This window comes from Streptomyces sp. NPDC040610 (genome assembly GCF_055594065.1).
In genome coordinates, this window is record NZ_JBVIXA010000009.1 from 332,646 (window position 1) to 357,207 (window position 24,562).

General features: G+C 70.9%; 14 protein-coding genes. 3 read left to right on the forward strand and 11 right to left on the reverse strand.

What is annotated here, in order from left to right:
• Positions 1-155 precede the first annotated feature (155 nt).
• Together ACZ6AA_RS29075 and nrdR are read right to left on the reverse strand one after the other, a co-directional pair.
• Positions 156-3,047 (reverse strand): vitamin B12-dependent ribonucleotide reductase, encoded by a 2,892-nt coding sequence (locus ACZ6AA_RS29075; RefSeq protein ID WP_468456249.1) that lies wholly within the window; start codon positions 3,045-3,047, stop codon positions 156-158.
• Positions 3,048-3,178: 131 nt separating this feature from the next.
• The gene (nrdR, locus tag ACZ6AA_RS29080) at positions 3,179-3,721 is read right to left on the reverse strand and encodes a transcriptional regulator NrdR (protein ID WP_471460759.1); all 543 of its coding nucleotides are present in this window, start codon (positions 3,719-3,721) and stop codon (positions 3,179-3,181) included.
• Between the two features lie 494 nt (positions 3,722-4,215).
• Between nrdR and lexA the strand changes: the two genes are divergently transcribed.
• Positions 4,216-5,001 (forward strand): transcriptional repressor LexA, encoded by a 786-nt coding sequence (gene lexA, locus ACZ6AA_RS29085; protein ID WP_030362804.1) that lies wholly within the window; start codon positions 4,216-4,218, stop codon positions 4,999-5,001.
• Positions 5,002-5,194: 193 nt separating this feature from the next.
• Here lexA and ACZ6AA_RS29090 read toward each other — a convergent pair whose 3' ends face one another.
• The 5 genes from ACZ6AA_RS29090 to ACZ6AA_RS29110 all read right to left on the reverse strand — a co-directional run bounded on the left by ACZ6AA_RS29090 (position 5,195) and on the right by ACZ6AA_RS29110 (position 14,118).
• Positions 5,195-7,225: an ATP-dependent DNA helicase gene (locus ACZ6AA_RS29090; RefSeq protein WP_471460760.1), complete on the reverse strand. Its 2,031-nt coding sequence runs from the start codon at positions 7,223-7,225 to the stop codon at positions 5,195-5,197.
• A 40-nt stretch (positions 7,226-7,265) separates the two neighbouring features.
• A complete protein-coding gene (locus tag ACZ6AA_RS29095) occupies positions 7,266-9,221 on the reverse strand; it encodes an IucA/IucC family protein (protein ID WP_471460761.1) in 1,956 nt (651 codons plus the stop codon).
• Positions 9,222-9,303: 82 nt separating this feature from the next.
• A complete protein-coding gene (locus ACZ6AA_RS29100) occupies positions 9,304-10,080 on the reverse strand; it encodes a GNAT family N-acetyltransferase (protein WP_468456257.1) in 777 nt (258 codons plus the stop codon).
• Between the two features lie 169 nt (positions 10,081-10,249).
• The gene (locus ACZ6AA_RS29105; protein WP_471460762.1) at positions 10,250-12,403 is read right to left on the reverse strand and encodes an IucA/IucC family protein; all 2,154 of its coding nucleotides are present in this window, start codon (positions 12,401-12,403) and stop codon (positions 10,250-10,252) included.
• Between the two features lie 191 nt (positions 12,404-12,594).
• Positions 12,595-14,118: a diaminobutyrate--2-oxoglutarate transaminase family protein gene (locus ACZ6AA_RS29110; RefSeq protein WP_468456378.1), complete on the reverse strand. Its 1,524-nt coding sequence runs from the start codon at positions 14,116-14,118 to the stop codon at positions 12,595-12,597.
• Between the two features lie 700 nt (positions 14,119-14,818).
• On the opposite strand from ACZ6AA_RS29110, the gene ACZ6AA_RS29115 reads away from it, so the two are divergent.
• Positions 14,819-16,042, forward strand: coding sequence for a trypsin-like serine peptidase (locus tag ACZ6AA_RS29115; RefSeq protein ID WP_468456261.1), 1,224 nt, complete (start codon positions 14,819-14,821; stop codon positions 16,040-16,042).
• A gap of 346 nt (positions 16,043-16,388) precedes the next feature.
• Complete coding sequence (locus ACZ6AA_RS29120; RefSeq protein WP_468456263.1) at positions 16,389-17,603, forward strand: trypsin-like serine peptidase; 1,215 nt, start codon at positions 16,389-16,391, stop codon at positions 17,601-17,603.
• A gap of 182 nt (positions 17,604-17,785) precedes the next feature.
• On the opposite strand, the gene hflX is transcribed toward ACZ6AA_RS29120, so the two are convergent.
• The 4 genes from hflX to dapF all read right to left on the reverse strand — a co-directional run bounded on the left by hflX (position 17,786) and on the right by dapF (position 24,461).
• Positions 17,786-19,276, reverse strand: a complete 1,491-nt coding sequence (gene hflX, locus ACZ6AA_RS29125) for a GTPase HflX (RefSeq protein WP_468456264.1) — start codon at positions 19,274-19,276, stop codon at positions 17,786-17,788.
• Between the two features lie 295 nt (positions 19,277-19,571).
• Positions 19,572-21,074, reverse strand: a complete 1,503-nt coding sequence (locus ACZ6AA_RS29130; protein ID WP_471460763.1) for a M1 family metallopeptidase — start codon at positions 21,072-21,074, stop codon at positions 19,572-19,574.
• Between the two features lie 92 nt (positions 21,075-21,166).
• The gene (locus tag ACZ6AA_RS29135; protein ID WP_468456268.1) at positions 21,167-23,314 is read right to left on the reverse strand and encodes a RelA/SpoT family protein; all 2,148 of its coding nucleotides are present in this window, start codon (positions 23,312-23,314) and stop codon (positions 21,167-21,169) included.
• A gap of 253 nt (positions 23,315-23,567) precedes the next feature.
• Positions 23,568-24,461, reverse strand: coding sequence for a diaminopimelate epimerase (dapF, locus tag ACZ6AA_RS29140; protein ID WP_468483081.1), 894 nt, complete (start codon positions 24,459-24,461; stop codon positions 23,568-23,570).
• Positions 24,462-24,562 lie beyond the last annotated feature (101 nt).

The following is a 24,562-nucleotide window of genomic DNA, read 5'->3' on the forward strand; positions in this document are numbered from 1 at the left end:
AGGGGGGGGGGGGGGGGGGGGGGGGGTGGGGGGGGGGGGGGGGGGGGGGGGGGGGGGATGGGGGGTGTGGGGGGGGGGGGGGGGGGGGGGGGGGGGGGGGGGGGGGGGGGGTTTCTTCCCCCCCCCCCCGCCCCTCACCTCACGGCGTCAAGCGGTCAGCTGCAGCCGCTGGTGGAGCCGCAGCCCTCGCAGATGTAGCACGAGCCCGCGCGCTGCATCTTCGTGCCGCAGGAGAAGCACAGCGGCGCGTCGGCCTGGATGCCGAGCTGCATCTCGACGAGCTCGGCGCTGGTGTGCGCCTGCTGCGGAGCGGCCGCCTCGGTCTCCGGCTTCGGCGTGGCGACGGCCTTCAGGACCTCCGTCTGCCGCGGGGCGGACTGAGCCAGGCCCTCGACGTCGACGTCCTCGTCGGCCGGCTCGTACGAACCGGTCTCCAGGTGACGCTGACGCTCCTCGGCGGAGTGGATGCCGAGCGCGGAGCGGGTCTCGAAGGGCAGGAAGTCCAGCGCCAGGCGGCGGAAGATGTAGTCGACGATCGACTGCGCCATCCGCACGTCCGGGTCGTCCGTCATGCCGGCCGGCTCGAAGCGCATGTTCGTGAACTTGGAAACGTACGTCTCCAGGGGCACGCCGTACTGCAGGCCGACGGAGACGGCGATGGAGAAGGCGTCCATCATGCCCGCGAGGGTCGAACCCTGCTTGGACATCTTCAGGAAGACCTCGCCCAGACCGTCGTCCGGGTAGGAGTTCGCCGTCATGTAGCCCTCGGCGCCCCCGACTGTGAAGGACGTGGTGATGCCGGGACGGCCCTTCGGCAGACGCTTGCGGACCGGGCGGTACTCGACCACCTTCTCGACCGCGCTGCGGATCGTGCCCTCGGCCTTCTCGGCGATCTCGGTCTTCTCCTCCTCCTTCTTCTTGGCGGAGAGGGGCTGACCGACCTTGCAGTTGTCGCGGTAGATCGCGAGCGCCTTGACGCCCAGCTTCCAGGCCTCGAAGTAGACCTCCTCGACGTCCTCGACAGTCGCGGTCTCCGGGAGGTTGACCGTCTTGGAGAGCGCACCGGAGATCCACGGCTGGATGGCCGCCATCATCCGGACGTGACCCATCGCGGAGATGGAGCGCTCACCCATGGCGCAGTCGAAGACCTCGTAGTGCTTGGTCTTCAGGCCCGGGGCGTCGATCACATTGCCGTGCTCGGCGATGTGGGCGACGATCGCCTCGATCTGCTCCTCCTGGTAGCCGAGGCGACGCAGGGCCTGCGGCACGGTGCCGTTGACGATCTGCATCGAGCCGCCGCCGACGAGCTTCTTGAACTTGACCAGGGCCAGGTCGGGCTCAAGGCCGGTCGTGTCGCAGGACATGGCGAGACCGATGGTGCCGGTGGGCGCGATGACGGAGGCCTGCGAGTTACGGAAACCGTTCTTCTCGCCGAGGCGCAGGACGTCCTGCCAGGCCTCCGTGGCGGCGGCCCAGATCGGGGTGTCCAGGTCGTCGATGCGGACGGCCGAGGCGTTGGCGTCGGCGTGCTGCTTCATGACGCGCTTGTGCGGGGTGGCGTTGCGGGCGTAGCCGTCGTAGGCGCCGACGACCGCCGCGAGCTCCGCGGAGCGCTTGTACGAGGTGCCGGTCATCAGGGACGTGATGGCACCGGCGAGGGCGCGGCCGCCGTCGGAGTCGTACGCGTGGCCGGTGGCCATCAGCAGGGCGCCCAGGTTGGCGTAGCCGATGCCGAGCTGGCGGAAGGCGCGGGTGTTCTCGCCGATCTTCTGGGTCGGGAAGTCCGCGAAGCAGATGGAGATGTCCATCGCCGTGATGACCAGCTCGACGACCTTGGCGAAGCGCTCGGACTCGAACGACTGGGTGCCGTTGCCGTCGTCCTTGAGGAACTTCATCAGGTTCAGCGAGGCGAGGTTGCAGGACGTGTTGTCCAGGTGCATGTACTCGCTGCAGGGGTTCGAGCCGTTGATGCGGCCGGACTCCGGGCAGGTGTGCCAGGCGTTGATGGTGTCGTCGTACTGGATGCCGGGGTCGGCGCAGGCCCAGGCGGCCTCGGCCATCTTGCGGAAGAGCGACTTGGCGTCGACCTCCTCGATGACGTCGCCGGTCATGCGGGCACGCAGGCCGAACTTGTCGCCGTTCTCCACGGCCTTCATGAACTCGTCGTTCACACGGACCGAGTTGTTGGCGTTCTGGTACTGGACGGACGTGATGTCGTCGCCGCCCAGATCCATGTCGAAGCCCGCGTCACGCAGCGCGCGGATCTTCTCCTCTTCCTTGACCTTGGTCTCGATGAAACCCTCGATGTCGGGGTGATCGACGTCGAGGATGACCATCTTGGCCGCGCGGCGCGTGGCGCCGCCCGACTTGATCGTTCCTGCGGACGCGTCGGCGCCCCGCATGAAGGAGACCGGACCCGAGGCGTTGCCTCCGGAGGACAGCAGTTCCTTGGAGGAACGGATACGGGAGAGGTTCAGGCCGGCACCGGAGCCGCCCTTGAAGATCATGCCCTCTTCCTTGTACCAGTCGAGGATCGACTCCATGGAGTCGTCGACGGACAGGATGAAGCAGGCGGAGACCTGCTGCGGCTGGGGCGTGCCGACGTTGAACCACACCGGGCTGTTGAAGCTGAAGATCTGGTGCAGGAGGGCGTACGCCAGCTCGTGCTCGAAGATCTCGGCGTCGGCGGGCGAGGCGAAGTACTTGTAGTCCTCGCCGGCCTTGCGGTAGGTCTTCACGATGCGGTCGATGAGCTGCTTCAGGCTCACCTCGCGCTGCGGCGTGCCGACCGCGCCGCGGAAGTACTTGCTCGTGACGATGTTGACCGCGTTCACCGACCAGAACTCGGGGAACTCGACGCCGCGCTGCTCGAAGTTGACCGAACCGTCGCGCCAGTTGGTCATGACGACGTCACGGCGCTCCCAGACCACCTCGTCGTACGGGTGCACGCCCGGGGTCGTGTGGATGCGCTCGGTGCGCAGGCCCTTGCCGCCCTTGGGTCCCTTCGCGCGCGAACCTCGCGCGGGGCCGCTCGTCGTCTCGGTCATGCCGCCTCCCTGTATCAGGCTAAAACGCCCTGAAGTGCCACGTTCTTCCCGCAGCACGGTGTGTGTCTTGTGTCGCGGGCACCACTAAGGGCGACCGCAACAGGTCTGGTTCGCCGTCGGACCGTGAAAGGTCAGTCGCCGGCGGTGGCAGGCTGCGGGACTTCGGCAGTCCCACCGGGCCCGCGGCCGGTCGCGTCACGTTCCGCTCCGGAGTCGCCCGGTGCGGCGTCGCGTCGCTCCCTCAGCTCTTCGACCGCGGCCTCGAAGTCCTCGAGCGAGTCGAACGCCCGGTACACGGACGCGAAACGCAAATAGGCGACGAGGTCGAGTTCCTGCAGCGGGCCGAGTATGGCCAGTCCCACGTCGTGGGTGGTCAGTTCGGCACTTCCGGTGGCCCGGACCGCTTCCTCGACACGCTGGCCGAGCTGCGCCAGCGCGTCCTCGGTCACAGGCCGCCCCTGGCAAGCCTTGCGGACGCCGTTGATGACCTTGGTGCGGCTGAAGGGCTCGGTGACGCCGCTGCGCTTGACGACCATCAGGGAGCAGGTCTCCACGGTCGTGAAACGACGCGAGCAGTCCGGGCACTGACGGCGCCTGCGGATCGACGTGCCGTCATCAGTGGTGCGGCTGTCGACTACGCGGCTGTCGGGGTGCCTACAGAAGGGGCAGTGCATGGATCTCCCAACCCTCCTTCATGGCACGACACAGAGGCCTCCAAGGACCCTTGGGCCCCTCGAAGCAGCCCCAAGCATAGGCGATGCCCGCGACCCCGGAAGACCGGGGACCACAACTTCTAGGCTGCGGTCGCAATCCAACCACTACATCTGGGGTTTGCTCGTCATCCTCGGTGTCACCGCGTGTCGCGGAGCCCGTCGGACGGGCGGGCGCGCGCGGGCCTTTGCCGACGCCACCCGAGAGATCCCAGTGCCCAGTTGACGGGGCACCGAATGGCACTATGGGACCCTCAGCGGCAGGGCCTGGACCCCGGCGGTGAAGCGTACCGTAATGAACCGAAATTCCTTTCGGCCCGAACGTCAGCCATACACCCAGACACATGATCAGGACAGGGAATCTACGATTTTTCACTCGAACGTGTGTTTGGCGCAACCTTTCGAAAGCAACTACCGTTGGCTAACTAGGGAGAACATCTCGAGAGGGGCCGACCGACGTGACCACCACCGCAGACAGCGCCACCATCACAGCCCAGGACCGCTCCCAGAGCCGATTTGAGCCGGTGCATGCCATGAATGACGCAGCCACGAACCAGGAGGGGCCCAAGCCCACACGCTCCCTGCCGGGCCGACCTCCAGGAATCCGCGCCGACAGCTCCGGGCTCACCGATCGCCAGCGCCGGGTGATCGAGGTCATCAGGGACTCGGTGCAGCGGCGTGGCTACCCGCCGTCGATGCGGGAGATCGGTCAGGCGGTCGGCCTCTCCAGCACCTCGTCGGTGGCCCACCAGCTGATGGCTCTCGAGCGCAAGGGCTTCCTGCGCCGCGACCCGCACCGCCCCCGGGCGTACGAGGTCCGGGGCTCGGACCAGCCCAGCACTCAGGCCACGGACACCACGGGCAAGCCGGCCGCTTCGTACGTCCCCCTGGTCGGCCGCATCGCGGCGGGCGGCCCGATCCTCGCCGAGGAGTCCGTCGAGGATGTGTTCCCCCTCCCCCGCCAGCTCGTCGGCGACGGTGAGCTGTTCGTCCTGAAGGTCGTCGGCGACTCCATGATCGAGGCCGCCATCTGTGACGGGGACTGGGTCACGGTCCGCCGTCAGCCCGTCGCCGAGAACGGCGACATCGTCGCCGCCATGCTCGACGGCGAAGCGACCGTCAAGCGCTTCAAGCGCGAGGACGGGCACGTCTGGCTCCTGCCGCACAACTCCGCGTACCAGCCGATCCCCGGCGACGAGGCGACCATCCTCGGCAAGGTGGTCGCGGTCCTGCGTCGCGTGTGAGCCTCCGCCCCTGACACGGGCCCCGGAACCTACTGCGCCGGTTCCGGGGCCCGTCTCTTGCGTTCTGGGCGTCGCGTCGTGTGCTTCTACGCGCCCTGGCCTTGCTGGTGTCCTGGCCTCGCTGTCCGCGGCTCAGCCCCGCTGCCACGCCGACCACGCCCTGCCAGCCAGCGGACCGCGACGGGACGACGGGCTACCCTTCCGAAGCCTCGACCGCCTCAGGCGCCCCGACCCCGCCCGACACCGCCCCTCCCGAAGCCTCCGCGGCCGTCGCCGCCGCGTCGATCGCCGCCAGGGAGCGGCGCACCTGATTCCGGTCCGTCGTGTACCAGAACTCCGGCAGAGAGGCCCGCAGATAGCTTCCGTAGCGCGCCGTGGCCAGGCGCGGGTCCAGGACCGCCACCACACCACGGTCCCCCGACGCCCGGACGAGACGACCGGCGCCCTGGGCCATCAGCAGCGCCGCGTGGGTCGCCGCGACCGCCATGAAGCCATTGCCGCCCGCCTCGTCCACGGCTTTCTGCCGAGCGCTCATCAGCGGGTCGTCGGGACGCGGGAACGGGATCTTGTCCATGATCACCAGCTGGCAGTTCGCGCCCGGCACGTCGACGCCCTGCCACAACGAGAGCGTGCCGAACAGACACGTCCGCGCGTCGGCCGCGAACCCCTTGATCAGCTCGCCCAGCGTCTCCTCACCCTGCAGCAGGATCGGCATGTCGAGCCTGCCCCGCAGCTCCTCGGCCGCCGCCTGGGCCGCCCGCATCGAGGAGAACAGGCCGAGCGTCCGCCCGCCCGCCGCCTCGATCAGCTCGGTGAGCTCGTCCAGCATGTCCCCGCGTGTGCCCTCGCGCCCCGGACGTGCCAGGTGCTGCGCGACGTACAGGATGCCCTGCTTGCGGTAGTCGAAGGGGGAGCCGACATCGACGCCCTTCCAGACGGGCGCGTCCTCGGTGTGGGTGCCCTCGGGGGACAGTCCGAGCGACGCCCCGACGCCGTTGAAGTCGCCGCCGAGCTTGAGCGTGGCGGACGTGAGGACCACCGAGCGGTCGATGAAGAGCTTCTCGCGGAGCAGGCCCGAGACGGACATGGGAGCCACCCTCAGGGAGGCGCCGAAGCGGTCGTGGCGTTCGTACCAGACGACGTCGTACTCGGAGCCGTTCGTGATCCGCTCCGCCACGTCGTGGATCGTCTCCACGGAGGCCAGGGCCTGCTTGCGGACCACGTCCTCGTCCTGGACCGACTTGTCGCGGGTGGAGCCGAGTGCCGAGATGACCGTGCGGGCCGCGTCGCGCAGCGCCATCAGGGCATAGCCGAGGTCCTCAGGGACCTCTTCGAGGCGCCCCGGCAGCGCCAGCTCCATGAGCCGCTCGAAGCCCTCGGCGGCGGTCTGGAGCTGATCTGCCGCCTTCTCGTTGACCAGTTTCGCCGCGCGCCGCACCGCGCGGTTGACCTGTCCCGGGGTGAGCTCGCCGGTGGCGACACCGGTGACGCGGGACACCAGCTCATGGGCCTCGTCCACGATCAGCACCTCGTGCTGGGGCAGGACGGGAGCGCCCTCGATGGCGTCGATCGCGAGCAGCGCGTGGTTGGTGACCACGACCTCGGCGAGCTTCGCGCGCTCGCGGGCCATCTCGGCGAAGCACTCCTGGCCGTACGCGCACTTCGAGGCGCCCAGGCACTCCCTGGACGAGACGGACACCTGTGCCCAGGCGCGGTCGGAGACGCCCGGGGTCAGGTCGTCACGGTCGCCGGTCTCCGTCTCGTCCGCCCAGTCCCGCATGCGCAGCAGGTCCCGGCCGAGCTTGCTGGTGGGCGTCGCCGCCTCGAACTGGTCGAACAGCCCCTCTTCCTCGTCCTGCGGCACGCCCTCGTGCAGGCGGTGCAGACACAGATAGTTCGACCGGCCCTTGAGCATGGCGAAGTCGGGGCGGCGGCGCAGCAGCGGATGCAGGGCGTCCACGGTCCGCGGCAGGTCGCGCTCGACCAGCTGGCGCTGCAGCGCCAGGGTGGCCGTCGCGACGACGACCCGCTCCCCGTGCGCCAGCGCGGGCACCAGGTAGCCGAGGGACTTACCGGTGCCGGTGCCGGCCTGGACCAGCAGGTGGGAACCGTCGTCGATCGCCTCGGCGACGGTCTCGGCCATGGTCACCTGGCCGGGGCGCTCCGTGCCGCCCACGGCGGCGACGGCGGCGTGCAGGAGCTCGGGGAGGGAGGGCTTCGTCATAGCTCGACCACCCTACGGTGCCCCACTGACAACACTGCGATCAAGGCTGATGGAGGGGGTTGGCCACGGTCCCGTGGACAGCGGCGTGCGGGCGCTCTGAGCGGTCGCGGTAGCCGTCGAGGTGGAGCCGGTTGCGGTTCAGGCACAGGCGCTCGATACGCGGTGTGAGCAGGTCGAATGTCTCGTACCGCTCCTTCAGCTCGGGTGCGCGGGCCTGGTGCCGCAGAATCTCGGCCCGTACGAGGGACCAGAAGTCGGCCTCCGGGACGCCCAGTTGGTCCTCGCACAGGGGTGCCAGGTAGCGGAAGACGCCCACGAAGAGCCCGGCGTGGATGAACTGGGTCAGGAAGGCCGGTGGCTCGGTGAGCAGGATGTCCCGTACGTCGTCGGGCATGGAGGCGTGCTCCGGTACGGGCTCCGCGCTGACATTGACGTCGTCTACGAAGTCCTTGACCGCGAGGCGCACGGGGACGTCCTTGTCGTCGAAGACGACGATGGCGTTCTCCCCGTGTGGAGAGAACACCGTTCCGTAGTGGTAGAGGAACTGCAGCAGGGGAGGCAGCAGCGCGGCGAACAGATGCGTCAGCCAGGCCGTGGGCGTCAGCCCGGAGCGGGCGACGAGCTCCGTGACGAAGGCGCGACCCTGGGGATCGGTGTGCAGGAGCGCGGCGAGGGTGCGGGCGCGCTCCCCGGGCGCGAGGTAGCGCGTGAGGGGCTCGCGCCAGATGGCGCCCAGCAGTTCCTTGTACTGGTAGGGCACTTCCGGGAGCGAGTCGTAGACGGGGTGTTCCACGGCCACGGCGGCGACCTCTCCGAGGAGGATCACCCGGCACTCGTCTCGCAGGAACGGATCTCCGTCGCGCAGGGCGTGCACCCAGGAGGTGACGGCCGAGGCGGCGACCGTCCGCTCGGTGGGCAGACCTCGCCACACCAGGGTGTTGAGCACCGACAGCGGGAGTTTGATCGTGTGCCGGTCGGGACGGGTGGTGTTCAGGAATGTCCGGATCGACTGCTGGGGCAGGCGCAGATCGCCGTCGCTGGGGAGCGGGACGATGGTTCCGGCGGCGACGGACGGGGCGAACAGGGGCAGCACGACGTCGTCCCACTGCCAGGGGTGCACGGGCAGATAGAGGTACTCCCGCGGGTCGAGGCCGCGCGCGCCCAGTATGGCCGCATAGGTCTCGCGTGTCCCGGTGTCCAGCTCGCGCGCGTAGAGATCGTCCGCGGTGTCCAGGCCCGGCACGCCCCGGTAGGTGGCGATGCTGTTGTGCACCGCGATCCACGGGATGGCCGAGTCCCTGCGGGCCTCGGGTGCCCAGCGTGCGGTGTCCGTCGCGGAGAAGCCGATGCGGCCCTTGTTGAGGACGAGCCAGGGGTGACCGGTCTGGTGGCCTTCGAGCTCCGCGTAGCCGAGGTCGGCGAGTTGCCCGGCGCTGAGCGCCCCGTGGTCGAGGCGGGTGTCGGCGCTCAGCGTCGCGGTCAGTTCGCGAATGAGGTGGCCGAGGGTGGCGCCGTCGAGGTCCAGGGTGCGGCGGGCGACGGTCAGGAAGTGCAGGGGGTCGGTGCAGGGGGTCGGGCTGCCGGTGCCGTCGGTGAGCGTCAGGCTCGCCGGGTCCACTCGCCAGCTGCCGTAGGCGCCGCGGCGGGCGCGGAAGGTGAGACGGGGGCGGGGCTCGCCGGGTGTGGCGGGTTCGTCGAGAAGCAAGGTGTACGTGTCTGTGGCGCTCCCTTCACCGTCCGTGACACCTCCCTCGCCTTCTGCGGCGGCTCCCCGGCTTCCCGTGACGCTCCCGTCGCCACCGGCATCGCCGCCCCGGCCCTCGGCGCCCACTGCCCCCGCTGGGACCGGGCTCAGGATCTCTTCGTACGCGAACTCACTGATGATCTTGGCCAGGAGTCGGCGCCCGGCTTCCTCCCAGCTTTCCGCGGTCAGCTCGGGCGGGTCGTAGAGGGCGGCGGGGTCGTGGGGTGTCGCGGGATCGGAAAGATTCGGCACGGGGACTCCTCGGGGAGGGAACCGGATCGGGTCGAGCGGTGTATCAGAAGTGAGCGGATCGAAAAGGGGCGGGCTGAGCGGGTCACAGCACGGCGCGCAGGGCCCGGTCACGGACCATGAGCGCCGCCCGTTTGTCGGGGAGGTCCACCTCGGCGGCGAAGCGGAAGCCGGCGCTGAGAAAGGCGGAGACGGAGGGGGTGTTGCGCAGGTCTGGTTCGGCTACGACACGTGCGCAGGAGGGGCGGTGATCGAGTACGAGATCGGCGACGGCCCGCAGCAAGGTGGTGCCGAGGCCTCGGCCGCGATCGGCGACACCGCCGACGAGGAGGTGGATTCCGGTGTCGTGAGGGCGTGCGGGGTAGTGGCGGGCCAGTGGGTCCAGGTCGGCGCGGTAGATCTCCCAGTAGCTCATGGGGGTGCCGTCGAGGACGCCGAGGCAGGGCACGCTGCGTCCGTCGCCTTCGAGTTGGGGGCGCAGGTGGGTCTCCGTGACGGATGCGGGTCCGGCCAGTTCCCAGAAGGCCGCCACGGCGGGGTCGTTCATCCACCTGCTGATCAGCGCCAGATCGCGTTCGATGCGTACGGGGACGAGTTGGAAAGCGCCCGCGTCGGTGGTGGCCGGGCTCCAGGCGGCCACGTGGTCGAGCAGGTCACCGCGGGCCGGGTCGGGCCCGGTGGCCGCCGCGTGGTCCGAGCCCGCCGTGGCTTCGGAGGTGAGGTGCGCCGTGTGCCCACCGCAGTCGGCGATCAGCGCGACGAGTTCGTCGGGCAGCCGCAGGTCCAGGGTGTCGTCGCAGTCCGGGGTGCCCGCGGTGGCGGGATCTGTTCCGGCGTCGGTGCTCGCGTCGGTGGGAGGCACGGCGTCGCTCCTCTCGGAGGGGATGGATTCGGCAGGGGTGGGGCCTGGTCCTCAGGAAGGGGTCATGGTCATCGGCGGGGGAAGGGGGCGTGGTCCTCGGTGGCGCAAACGAAGTGGTCTTGGCCGGTGGGGAGTTGGTGGATTCGGGCGGGGTTCGGGGCGGAGCGGGTCACGTATGGAGGGGATTCGAGATGGTGACGTAGACGGATTGGGTGTCGACGGGTCCGACGAGTTCGTCGAGTCCGTGCAGGCGGGTCAGGAGGTTGGCCTTGCACCGCAGCACGGGTGAGTCGAGCAGCCGGGCGGGCAGCGGGGTGCGGAGCCGGCCGGGGCCCGAGGCGACGCCGAGGAGGAAGCGGCGGAACGCGGCGAGCAACAGCCGTTCGTCGGCGAGGCGTTCGGCACCCAGGGCACCGATGAGGCCGAGGACGTTGTTGATCCCGAGGTAGTAGGCGAAGCGCTCGTCGGTGACCTCGTCGGAGACGAAGGTGTCGCTGTGTCGGCCGATGCCGGGGAGCCGCTTGTCCAGTTCGGCGCGGCGGGATTCACGGAAGTAGTAGCCCTGGTTGTCGCGGTAGCGACCGCCGGTGGGCCAGCCGTCGGGGTCGAGCAGCAGCAGGGTGTTCTGCTGGTGGGCCTCCAGGGCGACGCCCGCTTCGCTGTCCAGCCAGAGTACGGGGCGTACGACGTTCTGGAGGTAGCGCAGGAACCACTCCGTGGCGACGGCTCCTCGTGGGCGGCCGGTGTGTCCGGCGAGCCGGGTGATGATCGCGGCGAGCCGGGAGTGCATCGGTGGCCGGTCCTGGCCGGTGGGCTGGGCGGTCGGCCTGGGCGAGACGAGTCCGGCGATGCAGGTCGCGTCGTCGCCGGGGCGGAAGGGGTTGTGCCGGATCATCACGTCGAGCCCGGCGACGGCTTCTCCGTCGGCCCCGGTGACGGCGAGCCAGGCCGGGTCGCGGATGACGTCGAACCCGGGGTGGGCCGCCTGCCACTGCTCGGCGAGGCCGCTGCGCAGCAGCCGGTGGACCTCGACGCCGCGGTGGAGTTCTTTGCGGAGGTTCTCACGACGGGAGTTGGTGATGCGCAGGGCCAGCGACAGCTTCAGCATGGCCGGGGCGCCGGAGCGGTAGAGGGTGCGGACGGAGGAGGTGGGGTGCCAGGGTGCGCCGTGGGGGCCGAGGTCCTTGAGGAGTCCGGCGTCGAGCAGGGCGGCGGTCTCGGGGCGGTGGCGGAGTTCGCGGATCTGCCACGGGTGTGCGGGCAGCACGGCGTGGCCGTCCGGCAGCGGCAGGTCGGGGCCCGCGAGGCGGGCGGCGAGTTGGTCGGCCGGAATGGTGCGGCCGCGTTCGGTCCAGGCCGAGTCCATGGCGAGCACGGAGCGGTCGACGGCGAGCCAGTGCAGTGGGAAGGCTCCGCGCAACTCCGGTGAGTAGAGCCTGGATTCGGTGTCGGAGAGCCCTTCGCGGCTCTTCGGGGTCGGGTGCAGCGGGTGGCCGAGGAGCAGGGACTGTTCGGCGGCCAGGAACAGGTCGGGGATATCGCCTGGGTTGTTCCTGCGGTCGGCGATGAAGTCGGCGGTGCGGCGGACGGAGTCGGCGACGCGGGCTACCAGGTCGGCGCCGTCGGCTGCTTCGCGGGACTCGGTGGCTTCGCGGGACTCGGTGACAGCCCGGGGATGGGGGGCAACCCTGGCCTCGGTGACTTCCCTGGGGTTGAGGGCTTCCTCGGCCTCGGCGGCTTCGGTTTCGGTGGCTTCCTGAGGGGCTTCGACTGCCGGGTCCGCCGGCTGCGGTTGTGGCTGCGGCTGCTCCGGGTCGGGCTGCGTCTGGGGGCTCGAGTCAGTGAAGTCGCCCTGTTGGTCGCCGGGTTGGGCTTCGGTCGCGCTGGCTGTTTCGCGGCTCAGGAGGGCGGCGACGGTGACGGCGTCGACCGGTGGTGCGGTCGCGGGGCCGTCTTCCAGGCACGGGGGGCCGAAGCGGTGCCAGCCGGTCGGGGACCAGTAGTCCACGGGGACGAGGAGGGCGGTGCCGCTGGCTTCGAGGGGGATGCGCAGGGAGCCGTGTTCCGTGGCGGCCATGTCGTTCTCCCGCACCCAGCAGCGCAGCAGGTTCTCGACGGCTGCGGCCTGGGCCGCGGTGTGCGGGTCGGGGTGGTCGAGGAGGTCGGTGGTGCCGTGGCGCAGTCGCTCGGCCTCCTGGCTCCTGCCTTTCTGCCGCGGGACCGTACTTGCCTCCGCCGTCTGGGGGGACTGCGCGGATTGTGTGCCGCATGCTCCCGGTGGGTGCGGTTGGGGACGGCCGTCGGGTGCGGGTGTGGCGTTCAAGAGGGTTCCTTGTGTGGTTGATCGGGCTCCGTTTGGCGACGGGCGGTGGTTGGGCGGGACGGGTCGCACAGGGGCACGGGAGTGGGACGGTGGCGGCCGCGCCCGGGAGGTGATGGTGGGTCTGCGGCTGCGGCTGTCGTCAGGTCGGTCGGTTCGTGCCCGGCTCGGTCAGGGGACGTGAGTCGCGGTGGTCATGGATGGTCCGATGCGAGTCTGCCGTCGGGGGTGCGGCGGTGGGAACGCTCCGCCGCGGTGAGGGCATCGGCGAGTCGGTCGAGGACCGCGGTCGCCTGTTCGTCCGTGATGGTGAGGGGAGGCAGGAGCCGCACGACGCTGGAGTGCCGTCCGCCGAGTTCGACGATGAGCCCGCGGTGCAGGCATTCGCGCTGTACGGCGGCGGCCAGTTCGGGGGCCGGTGGGTGCGGGCGGGTGTCGGGAAGGTCGTGCGACCGGTGGTGCTGAAGGTGATTGTGCCGGTGCGGGTGCTGGTGTGGGTACTGGGGGGCGGTCGGTGGCGTGATGGGGGCGGTCGTGGGGGGTGCGGAAGGATAGAGGGCGTACGGGGCGGACGAGGCGTAGGGGGAAGGGTCCGCCGGGGATTCCAAGTGCTGGCCGTGGGGCGCGGGTTGGGCGCTTTCCTGGTCGACGAGTTCGACGCCCAGCATCAGGCCGCGCCCGCGGACGTCGCCGACGCAGGGGTGGTCGGCAGCGAGGGCGCGCAGGCCCTCGAGCATGCGGGCGCCGAGGGTGGCGGCGTGTTCGGCGAGGCGGTTCTCCCGTACGTAGGCGAGGGTGGCGGCGCCGGCGGCCATGGCGAGTTGGTTGCCGCGGAAGGTGCCCGCGTGGGCGCCGGGGGGCCAGACGTCGAGGTCGTCGCGGTAGACCACGACGGCGAGGGGCAGGCTGCCGCCGATCGCCTTGGACAGGACGAGGACGTCGGGGACGATGCCGCTGTGCTCGACGGCCCAGAAGGCGCCGGTGCGGCCGACGCCGGTCTGCACCTCGTCGGCGATGAGGGGGATCCCGCGTGCCGCGGTGATGTCGCGCATCCGGCGGAGCCAGGCGTCGGGGGCGGGGAGGACGCCGCCCTCGCCCTGGACCGGTTCGAGGATCATGGCGGCGGGGGCGGGGACGCCGGACTTGGTGTCGTCGAGGAGGTTCTCGGTCCAGCGGGCGGCGAGTTCGGCTCCGTTCGGGCCGCCGACGCCGAAGGGGCAGCGGTAGTCCTGGGGGTAGGGCAGGCGGGCGACGCGGACGTCACGGGCGCCGCCGGAGGCTTCGAGGGCTCCTGCGGTCATGCCGTGGTAGGCGCCGGTGAAGGCGAGCAGGCCCTCGCGGCCAGTGGCGGTGCGAGTGAGTTTGAGGGCGGCTTCCACCGCGTCGGTGCCGGCGGGGCCGCAGAACTGGATGCGGGCGCGGTCGGCGAGGGCGGGCGGGAGGGTGCGGAACAGTTCGGTGGTGAAGGCGTCCTTGACGGGTGTGGCCAGGTCGAGGACGTGGAGTGGGGCTCCGGAGTCGAGGACGTTGCGGATGGCTTCGAGGACGACGGGGTGGTTGTGGCCGAGGGCGAGCGTGCCCGCGCCGGAGAGACAGTCCAGGTAGCGCTGTCCGTCGGCGCCCTCGATGGTCATGCCGCGGGCGCGCACGGGCACGATCGGCAGGGCGCGTGCGTAGGTGCGCGCGGCGGATTCGCGGGCGGACTGGCGGCGCAGGATGCCTTCATGTGCTCCCCTTGCGGGGGCGCCCGGCTGGTGTGTGCTGGATCGGTGCGTGCCGGATTGGAGTGCGCCGGATTGGGGTGCGCCGTCCCCCCGCACGCCCTCGTCGTGCGCGGAGCCCTCGCGCCCGGACCTCCCGTGCGCGGAGCCTTCGTGCACGGCGCCTGGGTGCACGGAACCTTCCCCCTCAGCCCCCTCCCCGGCAGCTCCACGCTCCGCGGCCCCCGCCGCGCTTTCGCGCCCCGCGGGCACCACCGCGGAAGCAGGCTCGATCACGGCCACGGCTGTTCGTCCTCCCGCTGGGACTTGACGCGGGCCCGCCGGTTTCGGTCGGGCCCGCGAGCGAGTTGGCGCGGGGGCTGAACGCGCGCGGCGTGTCCCCCGTACGTACCAACGACGGCACGCGCGCGGGATCACGGGTGCACGGAAGATCCTTGCCGTGACGGAACCGTTGCCGTCTCGTGGGCCGTCCCCAACGGCACCGGCATAGTGTGGGGTGCCGTTCACCAGCACCAAGGTGTTCCGCACCGCGGGCAATCCGGACGTTCAGCACCACGAACGACCGGGCGCCCGCCGGGGCAGGCATCCGGGCGCCCCACCGTGGGCACGCCGTGATGGCCGACGCCGCACGGAAGGACGTGCGGCACCACGATGTACGGCATTTGGAACGATTTCGAGGCCCAGGGGGATTCTCACCATGCGACCCATACGTCCGCTCTTCAGCTCCCGCAGTGGGAGGAGCGCGCGCGGCAGGACCCCCGTGGCGGCCGCCGTCGCGCTTGGCGCGGCGCTGGTTCTGACCGCGACCGCCTGCGGCCCGAGTGACGACAACGCGAGCGACTCGTCCGCGTCGCAGCCCGGCGACAAGGGCGACGACAAGATCCAGATTCCGGGCGACATCCAGGACCGGCTCAAGGAGCACGGCATCGACCTGGACAAGTGGAAGGACGGCGCCTGGAAGAACTGGGACAAGGACGACTGGCTGCGCGAGGCGGGCGACTTCGTCAACCCGATCATCGAGGACCTCTGGGACCCGGACCGCATGCGGGACGCGGACAAGAACCCGGACCGCGGCGTCGACGAGGGTGACATCTCCGGCGACCAGGGCGTGACGGACCCGACGCCGGAGCCCGTCGAGGCGGCGGCCGTGAAGACGCCGTACCACGACCAGGTCCCCGCGGCCGGCAAGCTCTTCTTCGACGGACCCGAGGGCTCGATGGTCTGCTCGGCCACGGTCGTCAAGGACCCGAAGAACCCGGGCAAGTCCAACATGGTGTGGACCGCCGGCCACTGCGTCCACGCGGGCGCCAAGGGCGGCTGGTACCGCAACATCGCCTTCGTCCCGTCGTACAACGACAGCGGCACGCCCACCGCGGAGCTGCAGGGCAAGCCCAAGGAAGAGGTCGCTCCGTACGGCGTCTGGTGGGGCGACTGGGCGCAGACGTCCGACCAGTGGATCGAGCAGGGCGGGCCGACGGGCGGCAAGGGCGCTCCGTACGACTTCGCGGTGATCCATGTGACGCCGGAGAAGGGCAGCGAGGGCAAGTCCCTGGAGGAGACGGTCGGCACCGCTCTGCCGGTGGACTTCGACGCCCCGGCGGTGCCGAAGATCAAGGACATGACGGCGACCGGCTACCCGGCGGCGTCGCCGTTCGACGGCCAGAAGCAGTTCCAGTGCGCGGACAAGCCGGGCCGTCTCTCCCTCAGCAAGCCCGACCCGACGATGTACCGGATCGGCTGCACCATGACCGGCGGTTCGTCCGGCGGTGGCTGGGTCACGGCGGGCCAGGACGGCAAGCCCGCCCTGGTGTCCAACACGTCGATCGGCCCGGTGACGGCGGGCTGGCTCGCGGGTCCGCGCCTCGGTGACGAGGCCAAGGGCATCTACAACGCGGTCAGCAAGAAGTTCGCGGGGCAGTAAGGCAGTACCGGCCGGGCCGGGAGGCCGGCAAGACGGCACCCCGGCCCAGTCGGAAGCCAGCAACGCAGTACCGCGGAGCCGAAAGGCACGCCGCGCGGTGAGTTCGCCCACAGCACCCGCTGTCGGGCGAACTCACCGCCACCGGGTCCGCCTCGCTCCCCGAAGCCGACCCCACCCGCTTCGTCCGCGTACGAGTGCCAGGGCGGCGAAACCTTCACCACCCCGCCGCCGTTCGTCCCCAATTCCACAGGCATAGTGGGAGCTCACGTCGGCCCGGGCGGCGGACGCCACGCCCACGCCTGACACGCACATGGCAAATACACGTTCCTACGGGGGTTACAGCTACATGCGTTCCATTCGTGCGCCCTTCGCGCGCAGCCGCGGCCGCCGCGCCGCGCTCGCCGTCACCGGGCTCGCCGCGACCCTGGCGCTCACCGCCACGGGCTGCGGCCCGAGCGACGACAAGGCGAGCGACAAGTCGGACAGCGGCTCGGCGCAGGAGGCGGACAAGGGTTCCGGCTCCGACTCCGGCTCCGGTCTGCCCGGCGACCTCGCCGACCGGCTCAAGGAGCACGGCATCGATCCTGACAAGTGGAAGGACGGTGCCTGGAAGAACTGGAGCAAGGACGACTGGCTGCGCGAGGCCAAGGACTTCGTCAACCCGGTCATCGACGGGCTCTGGAAGCCCGAGCGGATGCAGAAGGCCAAGGACCCGAACAAGACGATCGCGTCGAAGGACGCGACCGCCGACCAGGGCGCGACCGACCCCGACCCCGCGCCGGTGCAGGCGAAGCCCGAGAAGACGCCGTACCACGACAACGCGGCGCCGGTCGGCAAGATCTTCTTCGACTCCCCCAAGGGTTCTATGGTCTGCTCCGGCACGGTCGTGAAGGACCCGCGCAACCCGGGCAAGTCCAACCTCGTGTGGACGGCGGGCCACTGTGTGCACGCCGGTTCCGAGGGCGGCTGGTACCGCAACATCACCTTCGTGCCCTCGTACAACGACCTGGGCAAGTCCGAGGCGGCCCTGAGCAACGCGGCGCCGCAGGAGATCGCGCCGTACGGCCAGTGGTGGGCGGACTGGGTCTCGACGTCCGGTGAGTGGATCGACCAGGGCGCCGCTTCGGGCGGCGCGGGCGCTCCGTACGACTACGCCGTGATGCACGTGAAGCCGCAGGAGGGCACCAAGTCCCTCGAGGAGACCGTCGGCAACGCGCTGGAGGTCGACTTCACGACCCCGTCGGCGCAGAGCGTGGCGTCCATGGGCGCCTGGGGCTACCCGGCCGCGCCGCCGTACAACGGCCTGATCATGCACAAGTGCATCGACAAGCCCGGCCGTCTGTCGCTGGACCCGGCGACGCCGACGATGTACCGCATCGGCTGCACCATGACCGGCGGTTCGTCCGGCGGTGGCTGGTTCCGGGTGGTGGGCGACAAGTCCCAGCTCGTCTCCAACACGTCGATCGGCCCGGCCGACAACACCTGGCTCGCCGGTCCGCAGCTGGGCAGCGGCGCGAAGCAGGTCTTCGACACGATGAGCGAGAAGTACGGCTCGCAGTGACCCGTCGGGCCCGGGGCCCGGTGACCGTCGGCGGCAAGGTCCGGGTGACTCTTCGGCACGCAAGGTCCCAATGACCTGGAGCTTTCACGGTGAAGGCCCCGCCCCCTACGAGAGGGGGCGGGGCCTTCGTCCTGTGGTGCGCCCACGAGTCCCGCGTCAGCGCGCGGAACCGCCTCGTCCGGTCAGTGCGCCGCGGGAACGTACGGCGCGAGTTCCGCCGCGAGTTCCTCGTGCACCCGTGCCTTGAGCAGCGTGCCCTCGGGCGTGTGCTCCTCGGAGAGCACTTCGCCGTCGGCGTGCGCACGCGCCACGAGCTTGCCGTGGGTGTACGGCACGAGGGCCTCGATCTCGACCTCGGGCCGCGGCAGTTCGGCGTCGATGAGCGCGAGCAGCTCCTCGATTCCGGCGCCGGTGCGCGCGGACACGGCGATCGCGTGCTTCTGCTGGCGCAGCAGTCGCTGGAGGACCAGCGGGTCGGCCGCGTCCGCCTTGTTGATCACCACGATCTCCGGCACGTCCGTCGCGCCCACGTCCCGGATGACCTCGCGCACGGCGGCGAGCTGCTCCTCCGGCGCGGGGTGCGAGCCGTCCACCACGTGCAGGATCAGGTCGGACTCGCCGACCTCCTCCATGGTGGAGCGGAACGCCTCCACGAGGTGGTGCGGCAGATGCCGGACGAAGCCGACCGTGTCGGCCAGGGTGTACAGCCGACCGCTGGGCGTCTCCGCCCTGCGGACCGTCGGGTCGAGAGTGGCGAACAGGGAGTTCTCCACCAGCACACCCGCGCCGGTAAGGCGGTTGAGCAGGGAGGACTTGCCCGCGTTCGTGTACCCGGCGATGGCGACCGAAGGCACCTTGTTGCGCTTGCGCTCCTGGCGCTTGATGTCGCGGCCCGTCTTCATCTCCGCGATCTCCCGGCGCATCTTCGCCATCTTCTCGCGGATCCGTCGCCGGTCCGTCTCGATCTTGGTCTCACCGGGACCGCGGGTGGCCATGCCGCCACCGCCGCCGCCACCCATCTGACGGGAGAGCGACTGACCCCAGCCACGGAGCCTCGGCAGCATGTACTGCATCTGCGCGAGGGCGACCTGCGCCTTGCCCTCTCGGGACTTGGCGTGCTGGGCGAAGATGTCGAGGATCAGGGCGGTCCGGTCGACCACCTTGACCTTGACGACGTCTTCGAGGTGGATGAGCTGGCCGGGGCTGAGCTCACCGTCGCACACGACGGTGTCCGCACCGGTCTCGAGGACGATGTCACGCAGCTCCAGGGCCTTGCCGGAGCCGATGTACGTCGCCGGGTCGGGCTTGTCGCGGCGCTGGATGACGCCGTCGAGCACGAGCGCGCCCGCGGTCTCCGCGAGAGCGGCCAGCTCGGCGAGGGAGTTCTCCGCGTCGTGAACCGTTCCGGAGGTCCAGACGCCCACGAGGACGACGCGCTCCAGGCGGAGCTGTCGGTACTCGACCTCGGTGACGTCCTCGAGTTCGGTGGAGAGGCCGGCGACGCGGCGCAGGGCCGCTCGCTCGGAGCGGTCGAACTGCTCGCCGTCCCGCTCTCCGTCGATCTCGTGGCTCCAGGCGACGTCCTCTTCCATCAGGGCATCGGCCCGAAGACCTTCGGGGTAGTTCTGCGCGAAGCTCTGTGCGTCCTGGGAAGGGGAAGAAGAGGAGGTCATTGGGTCCTTTACGTCGATGGGAATCCGATACGGAGAGCGCCTGCGGGCATCCTTCGCCCTGCCGCACCGCGTGTGCAGCTCGCACCGCGTGCCACAGCGCCACCCGTCATGTTCGACAACGCTCCCGGCCTCCCGGAGATTCCCCGGAGCAGCCGGGTCCGTCCCCGAGATGTCCCCGAGGGGATCTCCCGGACGGGCCGCGCCGTCGACCTGAAGATGGTCGCACGGTACGACCCGTCTCGTCACCCGAGTATTCGTGCCGGGTCCCGGGCCCTCCGGGAACGGGGCGCCGGTGCTACTTCTTGTCGGACGCGGCCTTCTTCTCCGGCGGCATCGACGTCCAGTCGGGGTGCCCCGGCATCGGCGGCGTCTTCGCCCCGTACAGCCAGGCGTCGAAGAACTCGTCGAGGTCGCGGCCGGAGACCTCGGAGGCGAGCCGCACGAAGTCGGCGGTGGTCGCGTTCGCGTCGCGGTAGGTGTGCACCCAGGCCCGCTCCACGGCCTCGAACGCGGGCCGTCCGATCTCCTGGCGCAGCGCGTAGAGCACCAGCGCGCTGCCGTCGTACACGACGGGCCGGAAGATGCTGATCTTCTCCCCCGGCCGGGGTCCCTTGGGCGCGGCCGGAGGCCCGCCCGCCGCGCGCCAGCTGTCCGAGAGCCGGTAGGCGTACCGCATCCGCTTCTCCAGGGGCTGACGCGCCTTCTCCTGTGCGTACAGGGCCTCGTACCAGCTGGCGTGCCCCTCGTTCAGCCACAGGTCGGACCAGGTGGCGGGGCTCACGCTGTCACCGAACCACTGGTGCGCCAGCTCGTGCACCATGATCGATTCCACGTACCACTCGGGGAACTCGGGCCGGGTGAACAGCTCCTTCTCGAAGAGCGACAGCGTCTGCGTCTCCAGCTCGAAGCCGGTACGGGCGTCGGCGACGAGCACGCCGTACGTCTCGAACGGATAGCGGCCGACCTTGTCCTCCATCCAGGAGATCTGGTCGGGGGTCTTCTTCAGCCAGGGTTCCAGCGCCTTGCGGTCCTTCGTGGGCACGACGTCCCGTACGGGGAGGCGGTAGGGGCCGGTGCGGTGCAGCACGGTGGAGCGGCCGATGGACACCTGGGCCAGCTCGGTCGCCATCGGGTGCCGGGTGCGGTACGCCCACGTGGTGGTGTCCGCGCGGCGCTCCTCGGCCAGGGGCAGTCCGTTGGCGACGGCGGTGAGGCCCTTGGGGGCGGTGACGCGGAAGGTGAACTGCGCCTTGTCGGCGGGGTGGTCGTTGCACGGGAACACGCGGTGCGCGACGTCCGCCTGGTTGGCCATCGCGAGCCCGTCGCTGGTGCGCACCCAGCCGCCCTCGACGTCCCCGGACACCGGGTCACTGGTGTGCCGCACGGCGATCCGCAGGCGCTCACCGGGCTGCACGCGCGTGTGGGGCGTGACGACCAGGTCCTCGCCGGCGGCGGCGAAGTCGGCGGGGGCGCCGTTCACCTCGACGGAGCGGACCTTGCCGTGGGTGAAGTCCAGGTTGACGCGTTCCAGCGGGGCCGTCACCCGCGCGTCGATCTTCGTGAGCGCGTCCAAGGGCTTGCTGTTGTCCCCGTGATAAGTGAAAGCGATGTCGTACGACGTCACGTCGTACCCGGGGTTGCCGAGGTGGGGGAAGAGCCGGTCGCCGATGCCGAGCGGGGTCGCGGGCTGCGGGGCGCTCGCGGCGAGCAGTGCGGCGGAGGTGGTGGCGGCGAGGACGGCGACGGCGATCCGGACCGTCTTCGGCCGGGACGCCTTGGTGCGCGGGGTGAGGAGCATGAACTACGGCTACCAGCGCATGCCTTCCACTTCGGGACGGCACGCGACGGGCCCACCCGAACGAGTCGCCGCCAGGTCCCCGAGGAGCGGCTTCAGGGAGCCGCTGCCGCCCGGTGCTGCGCGCGGGCCACGTCGTACACCCCGGGCACATTGCGCATGGCGCGCATCAGGCCCGGAAGGTGTGCGGCGTCGGGGAGTTGGAGCGTGTACGTGTGGCGTACGCGCTGTTGACTCGGTGGTTCGACGGTCGCCGAGATGATCGCGGCGCCTTCGAGGGCGATGGCTTCGGTGAGGTCGGCAAGGAGGTGCGCCCGGCCGAACGACTCGGCGACGAGGGTGACCCGGCACTCCGTGGCGTCCCCCCAGCGCACGCCGACCTCCGGGCGCCCCACCTGCGTCATGCGCGCCACCGCGGGACAGGTGACGCGGTGGACGGTGACGACGCCGCCGCGTACCGCGAAGCCGGTGATCTCGTCGGGCGGGACCGGAGTGCAACAGCCCGCGAGCCGTACGGTGGCGCCCTCGCGGTCGGCGACGACGTTCTCCGCCGCCGGGCGCAGGGCCGCGGAGACCTGCGGCCGCGGTGCGGCGGCGGGCACCGTCACGGGGGCCGGGGGCGCGGGGTCGGGCTGCGCGGGCGGGACGGGGGCGGGCGCCGGGTGCGTGGTGAGCCAGCGCCGGATGGCGATGCGCGCGGCGGGCGTGCGCGCGTGGTCGAGCCAGTCGCGCGAGGGGCCCGACGTCAGGTCCTGGCCCATGAGCAGCTGCACGGTGTCGCCGTCGCGCAGGACCGTGCTGAGCGTGGCCAGGCGGCCGTTGACGCGCGCGCCGATGCAGGCGTGGGCGTCCTCGCCGTACTGGGCGTAGGCGGCGTCGACGCAGCTGGCACCCGCGGGCAGGCCGAGCGTGCCGCCGTCGGTGCGGTAGACGGCGATCTCGCGGTCCTGGGCGAGGTCCTCGCGGAGCGTCGACCAGAAGGTGTCGGGGTCGGGTGCGGCCTGCTGCCAGTCGAGGAGGCGGGAGAGCCAGCCGGGGCGGGTGGGGTCGGCGCGCTCGCCGTCGGCCGGCTGCTCCTCGGACGGCCCGGCGTAGGGGTTGTGCAGGGCGACGACGCCCGCTTCGGCGACCCGGTGCATCTGGTGGGTGCGGATGAGGACTTCGGCGACTTCGCCGTCGCCGCGGGCCACTGCCGTGTGCAGCGACTGGTACAGGTTGAACTTCGGTACGGCGATGAAGTCCTTGAACTCCGAGACGACCGGCGTGAAACAGGTGTGCAGCTCGCCGAGGACTCCGTAGCAGTCGGCGTCCTCGTTCACGAGGACGAGCAGGCGGCCGAAGTCTGCGGGGCGCAGCTTGCCGCGTTTGCGGTGTGCGCGGTGCACGGAGACGAAGTGGCGTGGCCGGATGAGGACTTCGGCGGCGATGCCCGCCTCGCGCAGGACACCGCGCACCTCTTCGGAGATGTCGGCCAGCGGGTCGGTCCCGGCCTTCGTCTTCGCCGAGATCAGCTCCTTGACCTCGGCGTACTCCTCGGGGTGGAGGATCGCGAAGACGAGGTCCTCCAGCTCGGTCTTCAGGGCCTGCACGCCGAGGCGTTCGGCGAGCGGGATGAGGACGTCGCGGGTGACCTTGGCGATGCGGGCCTGTTTTTCGGGGCGCATCACGCCGAGCGTGCGCATGTTGTGCAGGCGGTCGGCCAGTTTGATCGCCATGACGCGGACGTCGTTGCCGGTGGCGACCAGCATTTTGCGGAAGGTCTCCGGTTCGGCGGCGGCTCCGTAGTCGACCTTTTCGAGTTTGGTGACGCCGTCGACCAGGTAGCAGACGTCGTCGCCGAACTCCGCGCGCACCTGATCGAGTGTCACGTCCGTGTCCTCGACGGTGTCGTGGAGCAGGGACGCGGTCAACGTGGTGGTCTCGGCGCCCAGTTGGGCCAGGATCAGCGTGACGGCGAGCGGGTGTGTGATGTACGGCTCACCGCTCTTGCGCATCTGGCCGCGGTGCGAGGACTCCGCGAGGACGTAGGCGCGGCGCAGGGGCTCCAGGTCGGCGTCCGGGTGGTGGCCGCGGTGGGCCTCGGCCACATGGCCGATGGCGTCCGGGAGACGGTCTCTCGTGGCGGGGCCGAGGAGTGCGGCACGGCCGAGTCTGCGCAGGTCGAGGCGGGGGCGGGAGCGCCTTCGCTGGGTCGAGGACGTCGTCGGGCCGGGCGTCGCGGGATTCGTCGCCTCCGCACTCATGGGCACCTCCGGCAGCTCCGACCGGCGGTGAGCGGACGGCAGCCTGCTCCGTCCGGGCCGGTGCTTGATGCTATCGAGCCCATCACGTGGTGCTGACCCGCTCTCGCCGAGCGTGAAACGGATCACCCATTCGAGCGACAGTTCTGTGGAGTGTCGTTTCGACCGGGACGAGCGCGGTTTCGACCGCGGCGCGGGCGCACGGCCGGGCGGGCCGCCCGTGGTCCCGTGTGCGCCGTGCGGCCGAGCGCGCCATTCAGGCCGCCGCTACGGCCGCCGCCAGCCAGTCGGCGTCGATCTCGCCCTCGGCCACGATCACGGCGGGGCCCGTCTTCTCGATCTCGCCGTCCGGCCGCTCGGTGATGACCAGGCGTCCGCCGAGCACGTCCACGGTGTACGCCACGGGGGTGCCGGTCACGGCGGGGTCCAGGCCGTCCCTGCGCGCCGCCGCGACGGCCACCGCGCAGGCGCCCGTGCCGCACGAGCGGGTCTCGCCCGCGCCGCGCTCGTACACGCGCATGGCGACGTGGCGCGGGCCGCGGTCGACCACGAACTCCACGTTCACACCGTGCGGGTAGGCCGTGGCCGGGCTGAAGGGCGGCGGGTCCAGGAGACGGCCCGCGTGCGCCAGGTCGGCGACGAAGGCGACCGCGTGCGGGTTGCCCATGTTCACGTTGAGCGCGGGCCACTGGTGCTCGCCCACGGAGATCGTGACGTCGCCTTCGGGGAGCACGGCCTTGCCCATGGCGACGGTGATGTCGCCGGGGGTGCCGTCCTCGGCGGGCTTGGCGATGTGCACGCGCTTGACGCCGCCGCGGGTCGCGACGGCCAGGTCGCCCTCGCCGACGAGCCCGGCGCGCTCGAGGTAGCGGGCGAAGACCCGCACGCCGTTGCCGCACATCTCGGCGACCGAGCCGTCGCCGTTGCGGTAGTCCATGAACCACTCGGCCTCGTCGGCCAGGTGCCGCGCGTCCGGGTGGGCGGCGGAGCGCACGACGTGCAGCAGGCCGTCGCCGCCGATGCCCGCGCGGCGGTCGCACAGCGCGGCGACGGCGGCCGGGGACAGCTCGATGGCGTTGTCGGCGTCGGGGACGATCACGAAGTCGTTCTCGGTCCCGTGCCCCTTCAGGAAGGCGATCCGCGTGCTCATCCCTGAATCGTACGGGGTGGGTACGACAGCCTGTCGGGGGCCGCCACGTGGGGTGCGGTGTCCGGGGCGCGGCGTGTGGGGTGCGGCGTCCGGGGCGCCGA

What these genes read in the sequence shown, in the direction of transcription:
- ACZ6AA_RS29135 (WP_468456268.1), bottom strand. Translation starts at nt 23,314, where the DNA reads ATGAGTGCGGAGGCGACGAATCCCGCGACGCCCGGCCCGACGACGTCC.
- ACZ6AA_RS29120 (WP_468456263.1), top strand. Translation starts at nt 16,389, where the DNA reads ATGCGTTCCATTCGTGCGCCCTTCGCGCGCAGCCGCGGCCGCCGCGCC.
- ACZ6AA_RS29075 (WP_468456249.1), bottom strand. Translation starts at nt 3,047, where the DNA reads ATGACCGAGACGACGAGCGGCCCCGCGCGAGGTTCGCGCGCGAAGGGA.
- ACZ6AA_RS29115 (WP_468456261.1), top strand. Translation starts at nt 14,819, where the DNA reads ATGCGACCCATACGTCCGCTCTTCAGCTCCCGCAGTGGGAGGAGCGCG.
- ACZ6AA_RS29090 (WP_471460760.1), bottom strand. Translation starts at nt 7,225, where the DNA reads ATGACGAAGCCCTCCCTCCCCGAGCTCCTGCACGCCGCCGTCGCCGCC.
- hflX (WP_468456264.1), bottom strand. Translation starts at nt 19,276, where the DNA reads ATGACCTCCTCTTCTTCCCCTTCCCAGGACGCACAGAGCTTCGCGCAG.
- nrdR (WP_471460759.1), bottom strand. Translation starts at nt 3,721, where the DNA reads ATGCACTGCCCCTTCTGTAGGCACCCCGACAGCCGCGTAGTCGACAGC.
- ACZ6AA_RS29130 (WP_471460763.1), bottom strand. Translation starts at nt 21,074, where the DNA reads ATGCTCCTCACCCCGCGCACCAAGGCGTCCCGGCCGAAGACGGTCCGG.
- dapF (WP_468483081.1), bottom strand. Translation starts at nt 24,461, where the DNA reads ATGAGCACGCGGATCGCCTTCCTGAAGGGGCACGGGACCGAGAACGAC.